This window comes from Pseudomonas sp. FW300-N1A1 (assembly GCF_058789115.1).
On record NZ_JBYTBK010000018.1, the window covers coordinates 47,241 to 64,566 of the forward strand.

Genomic DNA, 17,326 nt, shown 5'->3' on the forward strand with positions numbered 1-17,326 from the left:
TCGCTCGCAGAGCAGGTCGCCAAGGTCGCGCGGTTGATGATCGAGGTATCAGTACTCCGCTGATGTTCGAACGAGTTTGCGGTGAGGCGTGATGGAGGCGCTGGGCACATACGTTGACGCTGCTCGGCATCCGTCGGGCGCAGCACTTTCGGGGAAGTAACGATGAAGATGCGACGACTCTTAGGCGCCGGTGCCGCTCTGGCACTGGCGATCGGCTCCACGCAGGCATTTGCCGACAGCAAAACCCTGAGCATCGGCTATGTCGACGGTTGGTCCGACAGCGTGGCGACCACTCATGTGGCGGCGGAGGTGATCAAGCAGAAGCTCGGCTATGACGTGAAGCTGCAAGCCGTGGCGACCGGGATCATGTGGCAGGGCGTGGCCACGGGCAAACTCGATGCCATGCTCTCGGCCTGGCTTCCGGTGACCCACGGTGAGTACTGGACGAAGAACAAGGACAAGGTGGTCGACTACGGCCCCAACTTCAAGGACGCAAAAATCGGCTTGATCGTGCCGGAGTACGTCAAGGCCATTTCCATCGCTGACTTGAAGGATGACACCACCTTCAAGAACAAGATCGTCGGCATCGATGCCGGTTCAGGCGTGATGCTCAAGACCGACCAGGCCATCAAGGACTACGGCCTGGACTACAAGCTGCAGGCCAGTTCCGGCGCCGCGATGATTGCCGAGCTGACCCGTGCGGAAGAGAAGAAAGAGTCCATTGCCGTGACCGGCTGGGTGCCGCACTGGATGTTCGCCAAGTGGAAGCTGCGTTTCCTTGACGATTCCAAAGGCGTTTATGGCGCAGCGGAAACCGTCAACAGCATCGGCAGCAAGGGGCTGGAGAAGAAGGCGCCGGAAGTCGCCAAGTTCCTGCATAACTTCCAGTGGGCCTCGAAAGACGAAATCGGCGAAGTCATGTTGGCGATCCAGGATGGCGCCAAGCCGGATGTCGCGGCCAAGGATTGGGTGGCCAAACACCCGGAACGAGTGGCCGAGTGGGTCCAGTAATTTAATTCGACACGTCTAGTCAGCACCTTCCAGGCCCGCTTGGCATTTTTGCTTCGCGGGCCTTTGTTTTTGTCCGCGTTCAATGGGTGAAACCGACACTTTGCGTTCTAAGACTAAGGTCGTCTGGAACCTCTCCTTGAGCCGCATACAGTGGATAACGTTCCAATACATATCTGTGCTGCGAGGATAAAAACAATGAACGACAGCATTTACCTCTCGATTCAAAACAGCCCGCGCTTCAAGGAGCTGGTTCGTAAAAGGGAAAAGTTCGCCTGGATACTCTCGGCGATCATGCTTGGGCTGTACTCCGGATTCATTCTTCTGATCGCTTACGGGCCGCATGTACTGGGGGCGAAGATCGGCCCTGAGTCGTCGATTACCTGGGGCATACCGATTGGTGTGGGGCTGATTGTTTCGGCCTTCATTCTGACCGGCATCTATGTACGACGCGCCAACGGCGAGTTCGACGATCTGAACAATGCGATTCTCAAGGAGGCCAAGCAATGATCCGGCGCCTATTTGCAGTCCTGGGCCTCGCCGCCTTCGCCCCCGCCGTTTGGGCGGCCGAGGCACTCACTGGCGAAGTGCACAAGCAACCGCTCAATATTTCGGCAATCCTGATGTTCGTGGCCTTTGTCGGCGCGACGCTGTGCATCACCTACTGGGCTTCCAAGCGTAACAACTCGGCTGCCGACTACTATGCGGCGGGCGGCAAGATCACCGGTTTCCAGAACGGTCTGGCGATTGCCGGTGACTACATGTCGGCGGCGTCCTTCCTGGGGATTTCCGCGCTGGTGTTCACGTCCGGCTATGACGGCCTGATCTACTCGATCGGCTTCCTGGTGGGTTGGCCGATCATTCTGTTCCTGATCGCCGAGCGTCTGCGTAACCTGGGCAAATACACGTTTGCCGACGTGGCGTCCTACCGCCTCGGGCAGACCCAGATCCGCACCCTGTCTGCCTGCGGTTCGCTGGTGGTGGTGGCGTTCTACCTGATTGCGCAAATGGTCGGCGCCGGCAAGCTGATCCAGTTGCTGTTCGGTCTCGATTACCACGTCGCGGTGATCCTGGTAGGCATCCTGATGTGCATGTACGTGCTGTTCGGCGGCATGCTGGCAACCACCTGGGTGCAGATCATCAAGGCCGTGCTGCTGCTGTCCGGTGCTTCCTTCATGGCACTGATGGTGATGAAGCACGTCAACTTCGACTTCAACATGCTGTTCTCCGAGGCGATCAAGGTTCACCCTAAAGGTGAAGCGATCATGAGCCCGGGTGGTCTGGTAAAAGACCCGATCTCCGCGTTCTCCCTGGGTCTGGCGCTGATGTTCGGTACCGCAGGCCTGCCGCACATTCTGATGCGCTTCTTCACCGTGAGTGATGCAAAGGAAGCTCGCAAGAGCGTGCTGTATGCCACTGGCTTCATTGGCTACTTCTACATCCTGACCTTTATCATCGGCTTCGGCGCGATCCTGCTGGTCAGCACCAATCCTGAGTTCAAGGATGCGGCTGGCGCCCTGCTGGGTGGTAACAACATGGCGGCGGTGCACCTGGCCAACGCGGTGGGTGGCAGTATCTTCCTGGGCTTCATCTCTGCGGTGGCGTTCGCGACCATTCTGGCAGTGGTTGCCGGCCTGACACTGGCCGGTGCATCGGCGGTGTCGCATGACCTGTATGCCAGTGTGATCAAGAAGGGCAAGGCCAACGAGAAGGATGAAATCCGCGTTTCGAAAATCACCACCATTGCCCTGGCGGTGCTGGCGATCGGCCTGGGTATCCTGTTCGAAAGCCAGAACATCGCGTTCATGGTAGGCCTGGCGTTCTCCATTGCCGCGAGCTGCAACTTCCCGGTGCTGCTGCTTTCCATGTACTGGAAGAAGCTGACCACCCGCGGGGCGATGATTGGCGGCTGGCTGGGCCTGATCAGTGCGGTGGGCTTGATGGTGCTGGGTCCGACCATCTGGGTGCAGATCCTGCATCACGAGAAGGCGATCTTCCCGTATGAGTACCCGGCGCTGTTCTCGATGATGATTGCGTTTGTCGGGATCTGGTTCTTCTCGATCACTGACAAGTCGACGGCGGCGGACAATGAGCGGGCGCTGTTCTTCCCGCAGTTCGTTCGTTCGCAGACTGGGTTGGGGGCGAGTGGGGCGGTTTCGCACTGATTGCTTGATGCTTATATATAAGTGGTAATGCTTCACTGAAATGCCCTGGTCGAGAGATCGGGGCATTTTTTTGTTGGTCGTGTGTATATCCATTTCTGCGGTAACGGCTACTTAAGGTTCCGCCCTTACGACGGGTCACTTTTTCCAGACGCCGAAAAAGTAACCAAAAAGGCTTTACCCTGACGTACGGCCCCTCGCTGGGGCTCGGGGTTCCTTCGCTCCGGGATTCATCCGTGTGGCATCGCCTCCGGTTTGCTTCGCTGCACCTCCTCTCGATGTGTTCGACGTTCGTCGAACGTCGCTGCGCTCCCACCCCCGGATAAATCCCTCCACTCAGCCTTCCGACGGGCCTTTCAGATCAAGAGCTGCAGCCGAGCTAACGCTCATCCTGTTGAGTGGTGATAAGCACGGCGCGTTCGGCTTTTGATCTTCGTAGGAGCTGAGCTTGCTCGCGAAGGCGGCCTGTCAGCCGACCATTCTCTTGATGCGATCACCTGTGGGAACTGCCGAAGGTTGCGATCTTTCGATCTGGCTCTGGCTCTGGCTCAGGCTCTGGCTCTGGCTCTGGCTTTTGACGTTGCTTTTGATCTTCTACCCCTTCGGCAGGCCGAGCGGAGGTGTGCATCAGGGGGGGGCGCGTAGCGCCGTGCGGCGAAGCCGCATACATCGAGAGGAGGTGCAGCGAAGCAAACCGGAGGCGATGCCCCCGGATGGACGCCGTAGCGAGGGAACACTGAGCCTAAGCGAAGTGCCGTACGCCAGGGGGAAGCCTTTTTGGTTACTTTTTCGGCGTCTGGAAAAAGTGACCCGCCGTAAGGGCGGAACCCTAAGCAGCCATTACCGCAGAAATGGATATACACCCAAATCCAAAAAAACCTAGACAAACAAAAACGGCCTCTATTCACATAGAGGCCGTTTCCGGTGCAGCTTAAGACGTCATCGCAAGACAGGTCTTACTTGCGGTCTTCCAGCTTGGTAATGTCACGCGACTCGTAGCCGGTGTACAGCTGGCGCGGGCGACCAATCTTGTACGGGCTGGAGAGCATTTCTTTCCAGTGGGAGATCCAGCCGACGGTCCGCGCCAGGGCGAAGATCACGGTGAACATGCTGGTTGGAATGCCGATCGCCTTGAGGATGATCCCCGAGTAGAAGTCGACGTTCGGGTACAGCGAGCGCTCGATGAAGTACGGGTCGGTCAGGGCGATCTCTTCCAGGCGCATGGCCAGTTCGAGTTGCGGATCGTTCTGGATACCGAGCTCCTTGAGCACTTCGTCGCAGGTCTTTTTCATGACGGTGGCGCGTGGGTCGCGGTTTTTGTAAACCCGGTGACCGAAGCCCATCAGTTTGAACGGATCGTTCTTGTCCTTGGCCTTGGCGATGTACTTGTCGATGTTCGAGACATCGCCAATTTCGTCGAGCATGGTCAATACGGCTTCGTTGGCGCCGCCGTGAGCCGGGCCCCAGAGTGCCGCGATACCGGCAGCGATACAGGCGAACGGGTTGGCGCCCGAGGAGCCTGCCAGGCGTACGGTGGAGGTCGATGCGTTCTGCTCGTGGTCGGCATGGAGGATGAAGATCCGGTCCATGGCCTTGGCGAGTACCGGGCTGATCGGTTTGATCTCGCACGGGGTGTTGAACATCATGTGCAGGAAGTTTTCCGCGTACGACAGGTCGTTGCGCGGGTACATCATGGGTTGGCCCATGGAGTACTTGTAAACCATCGCTGCCAGGGTCGGCATCTTGGCAACCAGGCGGATCGCGGAGATTTCGCGATGCTGCGGGTTATTGATGTCCAGGGAGTCGTGGTAGAAGGCCGACAGGGCGCCGACTACGCCGCACATCACGGCCATTGGGTGAGCGTCGCGACGGAAGCCGTTGAAGAAAGTCTTCAGCTGCTCGTGAACCATGGTGTGGTTCTTCACGGTGCTGACGAACTGGGCCTTTTGCTCTGCTGTCGGCAGTTCGCCGTTGAGCAGCAGGTAACAGGTTTCCAGGTAGTCCGACTTCTCGGCCAGTTGCTCGATCGGGTAGCCGCGGTGCAGCAGAATGCCGTTATCGCCGTCAATATAGGTAATCTTCGACTCGCAGGAAGCGGTCGACATGAAACCTGGGTCAAAGGTGAAGCGGCCCGTGGCCGTCAGGCCCCGAACGTCGATAACATCGGGACCAACGGTGCCGGTTAAAATGGGCAGCTCGACGGGGGCTGCGCCCTCGATGATCAACTGCGCTTTTTTGTCAGCCATGTGGCCTCCTATTTATGCTTGAAATCATCAGACAGACCCCCCACGCAGGGCCCGCACCACTATAGTGAGATAAATTCGAATGTCAATTTGCCTAAAGTCTTGCTCCAGAAGGCTTTAACCGGACTTTTTCCTCGAAATTACCTGCCGTTTACGCCTTTTATTGCGCTTGTGCAATCAGCTATTAGGGGAAGGTGAACGCGTTGTCATTAGTAGCCTAACTGTCTATACTCGGCCACCGACCGCCAGGGGCTTTTGGGCCTGCTTTATTGGGGGTCGCATCCCTGGGTGGTGGTTACCTGACCAGTGCACTCCCCAACAACTTTGCCCTGATTGTTAGGGGCTCTTCAGTGTGAAAAAAAAGCCGTGAAAAGCCAACGACCTGTAAACCTAGACCTAAGGACCATCAAACTCCCCATCACCGGCGTTACGTCGTTTCTTCACCGTGTTTCCGGCATCATCCTCTTCCTGGGCCTTGGCTTCATGCTGTATGCATTGGGCAAATCCCTGGGTTCCGAGGAAGGTTTTGCCGACGTGAAGGCATGCTTGACCAGTCCGCTGGCCAAGTTCGTAGCATGGGGCCTCCTGTCCGCTCTGCTGTATCACCTGGTAGCCGGTGTGCGCCATTTGATCATGGACATGGGCATCGGTGAGACGCTGGAAGGCGGCCGCCTGGGCTCGAAAATTATCATCGCCGTTTCCGTGGTGTTGATCGTTCTGGCAGGAGTTTGGATATGGTAACCAGCGTTACGAACCTTTCGCGTTCGGGCCTCTATGACTGGATGGCACAGCGTGTGTCTGCGGTTGTTCTCGCGGCTTATTTCATTTTCCTGATCGGATACCTCGCAGCGAATCCGGGCATTGGCTACGAGCAGTGGCATGGCCTGTTCGCCCACAACGGGATGCGTATCTTCAGTCTGCTGGCCCTCGTTGCCCTGGGCGCTCACGCCTGGGTCGGCATGTGGACCATCGCGACCGACTACCTGACGCCGATGGCGCTGGGCAAGTCCGCGACTGCAGTACGTTTCCTTTTCCAGGCAGTATGCGGCGTTGCGATGTTCGCTTACTTCGTCTGGGGTGTGCAGATTCTCTGGGGTATCTGATTCATGGCTAACATTCCAACGATTTCTTTCGACGCCATCATCATTGGTGGTGGCGGTGCTGGCATGCGCGCAGCGCTGCAACTGGCACAAGGCGGTCACAAGACTGCCGTGATCACCAAGGTATTCCCGACGCGTTCGCACACCGTATCGGCTCAGGGTGGCATCACCTGCGCTATCGCGTCTGCGGACCCGAACGATGACTGGCGCTGGCACATGTACGATACCGTCAAGGGTTCCGACTACATCGGTGACCAGGACGCTATCGAGTACATGTGTCAGGAAGGCCCGGCTGCCGTTTACGAGCTGGACCACATGGGTATGCCATTCTCGCGTACCGAGCAGGGTCGTATCTACCAGCGTCCGTTCGGCGGTCAGTCCAAGGACTACGGTAAAGGCGGCCAGGCTGCGCGTACTTGCGCTGCGTCCGACCGTACCGGTCATGCTCTGCTGCACACCCTTTATCAGGGCAACTTGAAAGCCGGTACCGTGTTCCTGAACGAGTACTACGCTGTCGATCTGGTGAAGAACGGCGAAGGCGAGTTCGTCGGCGTGATCGCCATCTGCATCGAAACCGGCGAAACCACCTACATCCGTGCCAAGGCCACCGTACTGGCTACCGGCGGAGCAGGTCGTATCTACGCTTCGACCACCAACGCCCTGATCAACACCGGTGACGGCGTTGGCATGGCGCTGCGTGCCGGCGTGCCGGTACAAGACATCGAAATGTGGCAGTTCCACCCGACCGGTATCGCCGGTGCCGGTGTACTGGTTACAGAAGGTTGCCGTGGTGAAGGTGGATACCTGATCAACAAGCACGGCGAGCGTTTCATGGAGCGTTATGCTCCGAACGCCAAAGACCTTGCCGGTCGTGACGTTGTTGCCCGTTCGATGGTTAAAGAGATCATCGCCGGCAACGGCTGTGGCCCGAACGGCGACCACGTGATGCTCAAGCTCGACCACTTGGGCGAGGAAGTACTGCACAGCCGTCTGCCAGGCATTTGCGAACTGTCGAAGACGTTTGCCCACGTTGACCCGGTTGTCGCTCCGGTTCCGGTTGTTCCAACCTGCCACTATATGATGGGCGGCGTTCCGACCAACATTCACGGTCAGGCGATCACCCAGAACGGCGAAGGCGTCGACGAAATCATCCCTGGCCTGTTCGCAGTGGGTGAAGTGGCGTGCGTATCGGTTCACGGTGCCAACCGTCTGGGCGGCAACTCGTTGCTCGACCTGGTGGTATTCGGCCGCGCTGCCGGCCTGCACCTGGAAAAGGCGCTGACCGACGGTATCGAATACGACGAGGCCACCGACGCCGACATCAATGCGGCCCTGGCCCGTCTGTCCGCTCTGAACGAGCGTACCGAAGGTGAGGACGTGGCAACCCTGCGTCGCGAGCTGCAAAACTGCATGCAGAACTACTTCGGTGTATTCCGTACCGGCGAATACATGCAGAAGGGTATCGCCCAGCTGGCTGACCTGCGCGTGCGCATCGCCAACGTCAAGATCAACGACAAGTCGCAGGCGTTCAATACCGCGCGTATCGAAGCTCTGGAACTGCAGAACCTGCTGGAAGTGGCCGAAGCCACCGCCATCGCTGCCGAAGTACGTAAAGAGTCCCGCGGTGCTCACGCCCGTGAAGACTTCGAAGACCGTGACGACGAAAACTGGCTGTGCCACACCCTCTACTTCCCGGGTGACAAGCGCGTGACCAAGCGTGCTGTGAACTTCTCGCCGAAGACTGTTCCGACTTTTGAACCTAAGATTCGGACTTATTAAGGGTGGCCGCCATGTTGAAAGTCAGCGTTTATCGTTACAACCCTGATCAGGACGCCGCGCCGTTCATGCAGGAATTCCAGGTCGATACCGGTGGTAAAGACCTGATGGTGCTGGACGTGCTGGCCCTGATCAAAGAGCAGGACGAAGGTTTCTCCTATCGTCGCTCTTGCCGTGAAGGTGTTTGCGGTTCCGACGGCATGAACATCAACGGCAAAAACGGCCTGGCCTGCGTCACGCCGCTGTCTGCTGTCGTAAAAGGTAACAAGTTGATCGTTCGTCCTCTGCCAGGTTTGCCGGTTATCCGTGACCTGGTCGTCGATATGAGCATCTTCTACAAGCAATACGAGAAGGTTAAGCCTTACCTGCAGAACGATACGCCGGCTCCGGCCATCGAGCGTCTGCAGTCCCCTGAAGAGCGTGAAAAGCTCGACGGTCTGTACGAGTGCATCCTGTGCGCTTGCTGCTCGACCTCGTGCCCGTCCTTCTGGTGGAACCCGGACAAGTTCCTGGGTCCAGCTGCCCTGCTGCAAGCCTACCGCTTCCTGGCAGACAGCCGCGACACCAAGACGTCCGAGCGTCTGGCTTCGCTGGATGACCCGTTCAGCGTATTCCGCTGCCGCGGGATCATGAACTGCGTCAACGTATGTCCGAAAGGCCTGAACCCGACTAAGGCCATCGGTCACATCCGTAACATGCTTCTGCAAAGCGGCGTGTGATTCAGCTGTTGTACCCGTAGGACCGCTGTACCCGTAGAGGCTAAGGCGCGGGCTTCAACCCGCGTCGTAGCTATAACCAGAGCCGCAGCTCAAAAAGCTGCAGTTCTTATTTTGAAGAAATGAGACAAGCAGGGGCATCCGGGCTGGTACCCGGACTATCAGCGTGATCCTAAGTGGCTTGTTTTGGTCGCTGCACTCGGACTTCTGCAAGTTTGCTCGGTGTCTTCGCCGATGGTGTTCCCCTAACCGAGGGTGACCAAGCATGCAAGAAAGCGTGATGCAGCGCATGTGGAACAGCGCCTACCTATCCGGTAGTAACGCTGCCTATGTGGAAGAGCTCTACGAGCTCTACCTGCACGACCCTAACGCTGTGCCAGAAGAGTGGCGCACCTACTTTCAGAAGTTGCCGACAGACGGCAGCTCTGCCATCGATGTTTCGCACTCGACAATTCGCGACCATTTCGTACTGCTGGCAAAGAACCAGCGCCGCGCCCAACCGGTTTCCGCCGGCAGCGTGAGCAGTGAGCACGAGAAGAAGCAAGTTGAAGTGCTGCGATTGATCCAGGCCTACCGTATGCGTGGCCACCAGGCAGCCCAGCTTGACCCGCTGGGACTGTGGCAGCGTCCTGCACCTGCAGACCTGTCGATCAATCATTACGGCTTGACCAATGCCGATCTTGATACGACCTTCCGTGCCGGCGACCTGTTCATCGGCAAAGAGGAAGCGAGCCTACGCGAAATTCACGAAGCGTTGCAGCAGACATATTGCCGCACCATCGGCGCTGAATTCACGCATATCACCGATTCCGAGCAGCGCCAGTGGTTCCAGCAGCGTCTGGAAAGCGTGCGTGGCCGTCCGACCTATTCGGCGGACATCAAGGGCCACTTGCTCGAGCGCGTGACCGCCGGCGAAGGCCTGGAAAAATACCTGGGTACCAAATACCCGGGCACCAAGCGTTTCGGTCTGGAAGGCGGCGAAAGCCTGATTCCGATGCTCGACGAGCTGATCCAGCGTTCCGGTTCCTACGGCACCAAGGAAATCGTTATCGGCATGGCCCACCGTGGCCGTCTGAACGTGCTGGTCAACACCTTCGGCAAGAACCCGCGCGAGCTGTTCGACGAGTTCGAAGGCAAGAAGAAGGTCGAACTGGGTTCCGGTGACGTTAAATACCACCAGGGCTTCTCGTCCAACGTGATGACCAGCGGCGGTGAAGTTCACCTGGCCATGGCGTTCAACCCGTCCCACCTGGAAATCGTTTCCCCGGTGGTCGAGGGTTCGGTTCGCGCCCGTCAGGATCGTCGCAACGACCCAACCGGTGAGAAGGTTCTGCCGATCTCCATCCACGGTGACGCTGCATTCGCAGGTCAAGGCGTGGTCATGGAAACCTTCCAGATGTCGCAGACCCGCGGTTTCAAAACCGGCGGCACCGTGCACATCGTGATCAACAACCAGGTCGGTTTTACCATCAGCAACCCGCTGGACTCGCGTTCCACCGAGTACGCTACCGACGTTGCGAAAATGATCCAGGCGCCGATCCTCCATGTGAATGGTGATGATCCGGAAGCCGTATTGTTCGTGACCCAGTTGGCCATCGACTACCGCATGCAGTTCAAGCGTGACGTGGTGATCGACCTGGTCTGCTACCGTCGTCGCGGCCACAACGAGGCCGACGAGCCAAGCGGCACCCAGCCGATCATGTATCAGCAGATCACCAAACAGCGCACCACCCGTGAGCTGTATGCCGATCGCCTGACTCAAAGCGGTGTGCTGGACGCGGAGCGTGTGCAGTCGAAAATCGACGAATACCGCAACGCACTGGACAACGGCCTGCATGTTGTAAAAAGCCTGGTTAAAGAGCCGAACAAAGAGCTGTTCGTGGACTGGCGTCCGTATCTGGGCCATGCCTGGACTGCGCGCCACGACACTCGCTTCGACCTCAAGACCCTGCAGGAACTGTCCGCCAAGCTGCTGGAAATTCCAGAAGGCTTCGTGGTTCAGCGCCAGGTTGCGAAAATCTACGAAGACCGTCAGAAGATGCAAGCCGGCGGCCTGCCGATCAACTGGGGTTACGCCGAAACCATGGCGTACGCGACCCTGGCGTTCGAAGGTCACCCGATCCGCATGACGGGTCAGGACATCGGTCGCGGTACGTTCTCGCACCGTCACGCTGTCTTGCACAACCAGAAAGATGCAGGGACCTACATCCCGCTGCAAAACCTGTACGAAGGCCAGCCACGTTTCGACCTGTACGATTCGTTCCTGTCCGAAGAAGCCGTACTGGCGTTCGAATACGGTTACTCGACCACCACGCCTGACGCACTGGTGATCTGGGAAGCCCAGTTCGGCGACTTCGCCAACGGTGCCCAGGTCGTTATCGATCAGTTCATCACCAGTGGCGAACACAAGTGGGGCCGTCTATGCGGTCTGACCATGTTGTTGCCGCACGGTTACGAAGGTCAGGGGCCTGAGCACTCCTCGGCACGTCTGGAGCGTTACCTGCAACTGTGCGCCGAGCACAACATTCAGGTAGCCGTACCGACTACGCCGGCTCAGATCTACCACTTGCTGCGTCGTCAGGTGATTCGCCCGCTGCGCAAGCCATTGATCGTACTGACGCCGAAGTCGCTGTTGCGTCACAAGCTGGCCATCTCGACCCTGGAAGATCTGGCCGAAGGTTCGTTCCAGACCGTTATCCCGGAAATCGATGCTCAGGATCCGAAAAAGGTCGAGCGCATCGTCCTGTGTAGCGGCAAGGTCTACTACGACCTGCTGGAAAAACGCCGTGCCGAAGGTCGTGACGATATCGCCGTCGTGCGTATCGAGCAGCTGTACCCATTCCCTGAGGACGACTTGAACGAAGTCCTGGCTCCTTATACCAACCTCAAACATATCGTTTGGTGTCAGGAAGAGCCGATGAACCAGGGTGCCTGGTACTGCAGCCAACACCACATGCGCCGCATCGTAGGCAATCACAACAAGTCTCTCGTACTTGAGTACGCGGGCCGTGAGGCTTCTGCTGCACCTGCTTGTGGTTATGCATCGATGCACGCTGAGCAGCAGGAAAAACTGCTGCAAGACGCCTTTACTGTTTAACGCCTTCGCGCACCTGAAACCGAATTTAAGGAACTACAGACAATGGCTATCGAGATCAAAGCCCCCACTTTCCCGGAATCGGTTGCCGATGGCACCGTTGCCACCTGGCACAAGCAACCGGGCGACGCGGTCAAGCGCGACGACCTGATCGTCGACATCGAAACCGATAAAGTCGTACTGGAAGTGTTGGCGACCGCCGACGGCGTGTTGGGCGCTATCGTCAAGAACGAAGGCGAAACCGTTCTGTCCGACGAAGTCCTGGGCTCCATCGAAGCGGGCGGCGTTGCTGCCGCTCCAGCCGCTGCTCCAGCTGCTGCCGCACAGGCTGCTGCTCCGGCCGCTGCTGGCGAAGACGATCCTGTTGCTGCACCAGCTGCTCGCAAGCTGGCTGAAGAAAACGGCATCAACATCGCTTCCGTTGCCGGTACCGGCAAAGGCGGTCGCGTGACCAAGGAAGACGTAGTCGCTGCCGTTGCTGCCAAGAAAGCCGCACCGGCTGCCGCGCCTGCCAAGGCTGCCGCACCTGCCGCCGCCGCTCCTGTGTTCGCCGCTGGCGACCGCATCGAGAAGCGTGTTCCGATGACCCGCGTTCGCGCTACCGTCGCCAAGCGTCTGGTTGAAGCTCAGTCGAACATGGCGATGCTGACCACGTTCAACGAAGTCGACATGACCGAAGTCATGGCCCTGCGTTCGAAGTACAAGGACCTGTTCGAGAAGTCCCACAACGGCGTACGCCTGGGCTTCATGTCGTTCTTCGTGAAAGCGGCCACCGAGGCGCTGAAACGCTTCCCGGCTGTCAACGCGTCGATCGACGGCGGCGACATCGTTTACCACGGTTATGCCGACGTTGGCGTGGCGGTTTCCAGCGACCGCGGTCTGGTTGTACCGGTTCTGCGTAACGCCGAACTGATGAGCCTGGCTGAAATCGAAGGCGGCATCGCCACCTTCGGCAAGAAAGCCCGCGATGGCAAGCTGTCGATGGACGAAATGACCGGTGGTACGTTCACCATCACCAACGGCGGTACTTTCGGTTCGATGATGTCGACTCCGATCGTCAACCCGCCACAGGCGGCTATCCTGGGCATGCACAACATCCTGCAGCGTCCTATGGCGATCAACGGTCAGGTCGTTATCCGTCCGATGATGTACCTGGCTCTGTCCTACGATCACCGTTTGATCGACGGCAAAGAAGCTGTGACTTTCCTGGTGACCATCAAGAACCTGCTGGAAGACCCGGCTCGTCTGTTGCTGGATATCTGATAGAGAAGCAGCGGCAAGCTTCAAGCGACAAGCTGCAAGTACAAGCAGTTTGGTTTGGGGGTTGCCGCGTCACATACAGCGATGAGCTGCAAGCGCAGGTTGCAAGGTAACGCAGCTTGGCTTGTAGCTTGTAGCTTGAAGCTAAAAGAGGATTCTTTTACATGTCGCAGAAATTTGACGTAGTAGTGATCGGCGCGGGCCCTGGCGGTTACGTGGCTGCCATCAAGGCCGCGCAGCTGGGTCTTACGACCGCCTGCATCGAGAAGTACACCGACAAGGAAGGCAAACTGGCTCTGGGCGGTACTTGCCTGAACGTCGGCTGCATTCCATCCAAGGCCCTGCTGGACAGCTCGTGGAAATTCCACGAAGCCCAGGACGGTTTCGCGATCCACGGTATCAATCACGCTGGCGTGACCATGGACGTGCCAGCGATGGTCGGCCGTAAAGCCAACATCGTCAAAGGCCTGACCTCTGGCGTTGCGACCCTGTTCAAAGCCAACGGTGTGACCTCCATCCAGGGTCACGGCAAGCTGCTGGCCGGCAAGAAAGTCGAAGTCACCAAGCCAGACGGCTCGGTTGAAGTCATCGAAGCCGAAAACGTCATCCTCGCTCCGGGCTCGCGTCCGATCGACATTCCGCCAGCTCCGGTTGACCAGAATGTGATCGTCGACTCCACCGGCGCCCTGGAATTCCAATCGGTTCCAAAACGTCTGGGCGTGATCGGCGCTGGCGTGATCGGTCTGGAACTGGGTTCGGTATGGTCCCGTCTGGGCGCTGAAGTGACTGTCCTGGAAGCCCTGGACACCTTCCTGATGGCTGCCGACACCGCCGTTTCCAAAGAAGCACTGAAAACCCTGACCAAACAAGGTCTGGACATCAAGCTGGGCGCTCGCGTCACCGGTTCCAAAGTCAACGGCGAAGAAGTTGTCGTGACCTACACCGACGCCAACGGCGAACAGACCATCACCTTCGACAAGCTGATCGTAGCCGTTGGTCGCCGTCCGGTGACCACCGATCTGCTGGCCGCTGACTGCGGCGTGACCCTCGACGAGCGCGGTTTCGTGCACGTTGACGATCACTGCGCGACCACCGTACCGGGCGTTTTCGCGATCGGCGACGTGGTTCGCGGCATGATGCTGGCTCACAAGGCCTCGGAAGAGGGCATCATGGTTGTCGAGCGCATCAAGGGCCACAAAGCCCAGATGAACTATGACCTGATCCCTTCGGTTATTTATACTCACCCGGAAATTGCATGGGTCGGTAAAACCGAGCAGGCCTTGAAAGCTGAAGGCGTTGAAGTTAACGTCGGCACTTTCCCGTTCGCAGCCTCTGGCCGTGCCATGGCAGCCAACGATACCGGCGGTTTCGTCAAAGTCATCGCCGATGCCAAGACTGACCGCGTATTGGGCGTCCACGTGATTGGCCCGAGCGCAGCAGAACTGGTCCAGCAGGGCGCAATCGGCATGGAATTCGGCACCAGCGCCGAAGACCTGGGCATGATGGTCTTCTCCCATCCGACCCTGTCCGAAGCCTTGCACGAAGCAGCTTTGGCCGTGAATGGCGGCGCCATTCACATCGCCAACCGCAAGAAGCGTTAAGACAATAAGAAACCACGGCGGAATGGCCCGTCGTGAGCCTTGCATGCAAGACTCACCGCGGAATATCCGCTGGACGCAGTCTTGCGTAGCCCGGCTACGCAAGCAGCAGTCAAAGGTGGTGCGGCACTTGAACAAGTGCAGCACCGAATGCGCAGTACCTAACGAAGACGGTAATAAGCATGAATCTTCACGAGTATCAGGGTAAGCAGCTGTTCGCTGAATACGGCCTGCCAGTATCCACCGGTTACGCGGTAGACACCCCGGAAGCAGCAGCAGAAGCTTGCGACAAAATCGGCGGCAGCGAGTGGGTTGTCAAAGCCCAGGTCCACGCCGGTGGTCGCGGTAAAGCGGGCGGCGTCAAGCTGGTTCGCAGCAAAGAAGACGCTAAGGCATTCGCTCAACAGTGGTTGGGCAAGCGTCTGGTGACTTACCAGACTGATGCCAATGGTCAGCCAGTCACCAAGATCCTGGTTGAATCGTGCACTGATATCGCTAAAGAGCTGTACCTGGGCGCTGTCGTTGACCGTTCGAGCCGTCGCATCGTGTTCATGGCTTCCACCGAAGGTGGCGTGGACATCGAGAAAATCGCTCACGACACCCCTGAGAAAATCCTCAAGGCCACTATCGATCCACTGGTTGGCGCTCAGCCATTCCAGGGTCGCGAGCTGGCATTCCAGCTGGGCCTGGAAGGCAAGCAAGTTGCTCAGTTCGCCAAGATCTTCGTAGGTCTGGCCAAGCTGTTCAAGGATCACGACCTGGCTCTGCTGGAAGTGAACCCGCTGGTGATCAAGGCTGACGGCGATCTGCACTGCCTGGACGCCAAGATCAACATCGACGCCAACGCCATGTACCGTCAGCCTAAGCTGAAGACTTTCCACGATCCGTCGCAAGACGATCCGCGCGAAGCGCACGCTGCCAAGTTCGAACTGAACTACGTAGCACTGGAAGGCAACATCGGTTGCATGGTCAACGGTGCTGGCCTGGCCATGGGTACCATGGACATCGTCAACCTGCATGGCGGCAAGCCAGCCAACTTCCTCGACGTGGGCGGCGGTGCTACCAAAGAACGCGTTACCGAAGCGTTCAAGATCATCCTGTCCGACACTAACGTCGCTGCAGTACTGGTCAACATCTTCGGCGGCATCGTTCGTTGCGACATGATTGCCGAAGGCATCATCGGCGCTGTGAAAGAAGTCGGCGTGAAAATCCCGGTTGTTGTTCGCCTTGAAGGCAACAACGCTGAGCTGGGCGCTAAAGTACTGGCAGAAAGCGGTTTGAACATCATCGCTGCTACCAGCCTGACCGACGCTGCTCAACAAGTTGTTAAAGCTGCGGAGGGCAAATAATGAGCGTCCTGATCAATAAAGACACCAAAGTTATCTGCCAGGGTATTACCGGTTCGCAAGGTAGTTTCCACACCCAGCAAGCCATCGAATACGGCACCAAGATGGTTGGTGGCGTAACTCCGGGCAAAGGCGGCACCGAGCACCTGGGCCTGCCAGTGTTCAACACCGTGAAAGACGCTGTAGCTGCCACTGGCGCCACCGCCAGCGTGATCTACGTTCCGGCTCCTTTCTGCAAGGACTCGATCCTGGAAGCTGCCTTCGGCGGCATCAAGCTGATCGTGTGCATCACCGAAGGCATTCCTACCCTGGACATGCTGGATGCCAAGGTCAAGTGTGACGAGCTGGGCGTGATCCTGATCGGCCCTAACTGCCCAGGCGTGATCACTCCAGGCGAATGCAAGATCGGCATCATGCCAGGTCACATTCACTTGCCAGGCAAGGTCGGTATCGTTTCCCGTTCCGGCACCCTGACCTACGAAGCTGTTAAGCAAACGACTGACGCCGGTTTCGGTCAGTCGACTTGCGTCGGCATCGGTGGTGACCCGATCCCGGGTTCGAACTTCATCGACATCCTGAAACTGTTCCAGGAAGACCCGAAGACCGAAGCGATCGTGATGATCGGTGAGATCGGCGGTTCGGCTGAAGAAGAAGCGGCTGCCTACATCAAGGCACACGTGACCAAGCCGGTTGTTTCCTACATCGCTGGTGTGACTGCTCCTCCGGGCAAGCGCATGGGCCATGCTGGCGCAATCATCTCTGGCGGCAAAGGCACTGCAGACGAGAAGTTTGCTGCCCTGGAAGACGCAGGTGTTAAAACCGTGCGTTCGCTGGCAGACATCGGCAAGGCTTTGTCCGAGCTGACCGGTTGGGCTGTCAAGTAAGCCTCGCGCTTAACTGACGCTTTACCAGGCAAAGGCCACCTTCGGGTGGCCTTTGTCGTTTGTGGCATTGCGGAAAATATCCAGCGCTTGTGGCGAGGGAGCTTGCTCCCGCTGGGCTACGAAGCGGCCCCGATTCAGG

13 protein-coding genes are annotated in these 17,326 nt (G+C 58.1%); 12 read left to right on the forward strand and 1 reads right to left on the reverse strand.

Annotation, left to right across the window (positions count from 1 at the left end):
• The first annotated feature begins 162 nt into the window (after positions 1-162).
• The 3 genes from AC3WQN_RS14400 (at position 163) to AC3WQN_RS14410 (ending at position 3,173) form a co-directional block, all read left to right on the forward strand.
• Positions 163-1,011 (forward strand): glycine betaine ABC transporter substrate-binding protein, encoded by an 849-nt coding sequence (locus tag AC3WQN_RS14400; RefSeq protein ID WP_103399435.1) that lies wholly within the window; start codon positions 163-165, stop codon positions 1,009-1,011.
• Between the two features lie 195 nt (positions 1,012-1,206).
• A complete protein-coding gene (locus AC3WQN_RS14405; protein WP_095078729.1) occupies positions 1,207-1,518 on the forward strand; it encodes a DUF485 domain-containing protein in 312 nt (103 codons plus the stop codon).
• Positions 1,515-3,173 (forward strand): cation acetate symporter, encoded by a 1,659-nt coding sequence (locus AC3WQN_RS14410; RefSeq protein ID WP_103399434.1) that lies wholly within the window; start codon positions 1,515-1,517, stop codon positions 3,171-3,173. The genes AC3WQN_RS14405 and AC3WQN_RS14410 overlap by 4 nt, the downstream gene beginning before the upstream one ends.
• A gap of 953 nt (positions 3,174-4,126) precedes the next feature.
• Here AC3WQN_RS14410 and gltA read toward each other — a convergent pair.
• Positions 4,127-5,416: a citrate synthase gene (gltA, locus tag AC3WQN_RS14415; protein WP_103399433.1), complete on the reverse strand. Its 1,290-nt coding sequence runs from the start codon at positions 5,414-5,416 to the stop codon at positions 4,127-4,129.
• 363 nt (positions 5,417-5,779) lie between these two features.
• On the opposite strand from gltA, the gene sdhC reads away from it, so the two are divergent.
• The 9 genes from sdhC (at position 5,780) to sucD (ending at position 17,187) form a co-directional block, all read left to right on the forward strand.
• The gene (sdhC, locus tag AC3WQN_RS14420) at positions 5,780-6,154 is read left to right on the forward strand and encodes a succinate dehydrogenase, cytochrome b556 subunit (RefSeq protein ID WP_056852964.1); all 375 of its coding nucleotides are present in this window, start codon (positions 5,780-5,782) and stop codon (positions 6,152-6,154) included.
• Positions 6,148-6,516, forward strand: coding sequence for a succinate dehydrogenase, hydrophobic membrane anchor protein (gene sdhD / locus AC3WQN_RS14425; protein WP_045057756.1), 369 nt, complete (start codon positions 6,148-6,150; stop codon positions 6,514-6,516). The genes sdhC and sdhD overlap by 7 nt, the downstream gene beginning before the upstream one ends.
• 3 nt (positions 6,517-6,519) lie before the next feature.
• Positions 6,520-8,292 (forward strand): succinate dehydrogenase flavoprotein subunit, encoded by a 1,773-nt coding sequence (sdhA, locus tag AC3WQN_RS14430; RefSeq protein WP_103399432.1) that lies wholly within the window; start codon positions 6,520-6,522, stop codon positions 8,290-8,292.
• Positions 8,293-8,303: 11 nt separating this feature from the next.
• On the forward strand, positions 8,304-9,008 hold the full coding sequence (locus AC3WQN_RS14435; protein WP_095078947.1) for a succinate dehydrogenase iron-sulfur subunit: 705 nt from the start codon (positions 8,304-8,306) through the stop codon (positions 9,006-9,008).
• Between the two features lie 262 nt (positions 9,009-9,270).
• Positions 9,271-12,102: a 2-oxoglutarate dehydrogenase E1 component gene (locus AC3WQN_RS14440; protein ID WP_103399431.1), complete on the forward strand. Its 2,832-nt coding sequence runs from the start codon at positions 9,271-9,273 to the stop codon at positions 12,100-12,102.
• Positions 12,103-12,144: 42 nt separating this feature from the next.
• Positions 12,145-13,362, forward strand: coding sequence for a 2-oxoglutarate dehydrogenase complex dihydrolipoyllysine-residue succinyltransferase (odhB, locus tag AC3WQN_RS14445; protein ID WP_103399430.1), 1,218 nt, complete (start codon positions 12,145-12,147; stop codon positions 13,360-13,362).
• Positions 13,363-13,523: 161 nt separating this feature from the next.
• Positions 13,524-14,960 (forward strand): dihydrolipoyl dehydrogenase, encoded by a 1,437-nt coding sequence (gene lpdA / locus AC3WQN_RS14450; protein WP_103399429.1) that lies wholly within the window; start codon positions 13,524-13,526, stop codon positions 14,958-14,960.
• Positions 14,961-15,139: 179 nt separating this feature from the next.
• Positions 15,140-16,306, forward strand: a complete 1,167-nt coding sequence (gene sucC, locus AC3WQN_RS14455; protein ID WP_007919879.1) for an ADP-forming succinate--CoA ligase subunit beta — start codon at positions 15,140-15,142, stop codon at positions 16,304-16,306.
• On the forward strand, positions 16,306-17,187 hold the full coding sequence (gene sucD / locus AC3WQN_RS14460; protein WP_095060813.1) for a succinate--CoA ligase subunit alpha: 882 nt from the start codon (positions 16,306-16,308) through the stop codon (positions 17,185-17,187). Before sucC ends, sucD begins: the two co-directional genes overlap by 1 nt.
• Positions 17,188-17,326 lie beyond the last annotated feature (139 nt).

Bases quoted from the DNA above. Each gene is read 5' to 3' on its own strand.
- AC3WQN_RS14400 (WP_103399435.1), top strand. From the start codon at position 163: ATGAAGATGCGACGACTCTTAGGCGCCGGTGCCGCTCTGGCACTGGCG.
- AC3WQN_RS14405 (WP_095078729.1), top strand. From the start codon at position 1,207: ATGAACGACAGCATTTACCTCTCGATTCAAAACAGCCCGCGCTTCAAG.
- AC3WQN_RS14410 (WP_103399434.1), top strand. From the start codon at position 1,515: ATGATCCGGCGCCTATTTGCAGTCCTGGGCCTCGCCGCCTTCGCCCCC.
- gltA (WP_103399433.1), bottom strand. From the start codon at position 5,416: ATGGCTGACAAAAAAGCGCAGTTGATCATCGAGGGCGCAGCCCCCGTC.
- sdhD (WP_045057756.1), top strand. From the start codon at position 6,148: ATGGTAACCAGCGTTACGAACCTTTCGCGTTCGGGCCTCTATGACTGG.
- sdhA (WP_103399432.1), top strand. From the start codon at position 6,520: ATGGCTAACATTCCAACGATTTCTTTCGACGCCATCATCATTGGTGGT.
- AC3WQN_RS14435 (WP_095078947.1), top strand. From the start codon at position 8,304: ATGTTGAAAGTCAGCGTTTATCGTTACAACCCTGATCAGGACGCCGCG.
- AC3WQN_RS14440 (WP_103399431.1), top strand. From the start codon at position 9,271: ATGCAAGAAAGCGTGATGCAGCGCATGTGGAACAGCGCCTACCTATCC.
- odhB (WP_103399430.1), top strand. From the start codon at position 12,145: ATGGCTATCGAGATCAAAGCCCCCACTTTCCCGGAATCGGTTGCCGAT.
- lpdA (WP_103399429.1), top strand. From the start codon at position 13,524: ATGTCGCAGAAATTTGACGTAGTAGTGATCGGCGCGGGCCCTGGCGGT.
- sucC (WP_007919879.1), top strand. From the start codon at position 15,140: ATGAATCTTCACGAGTATCAGGGTAAGCAGCTGTTCGCTGAATACGGC.
- sucD (WP_095060813.1), top strand. From the start codon at position 16,306: ATGAGCGTCCTGATCAATAAAGACACCAAAGTTATCTGCCAGGGTATT.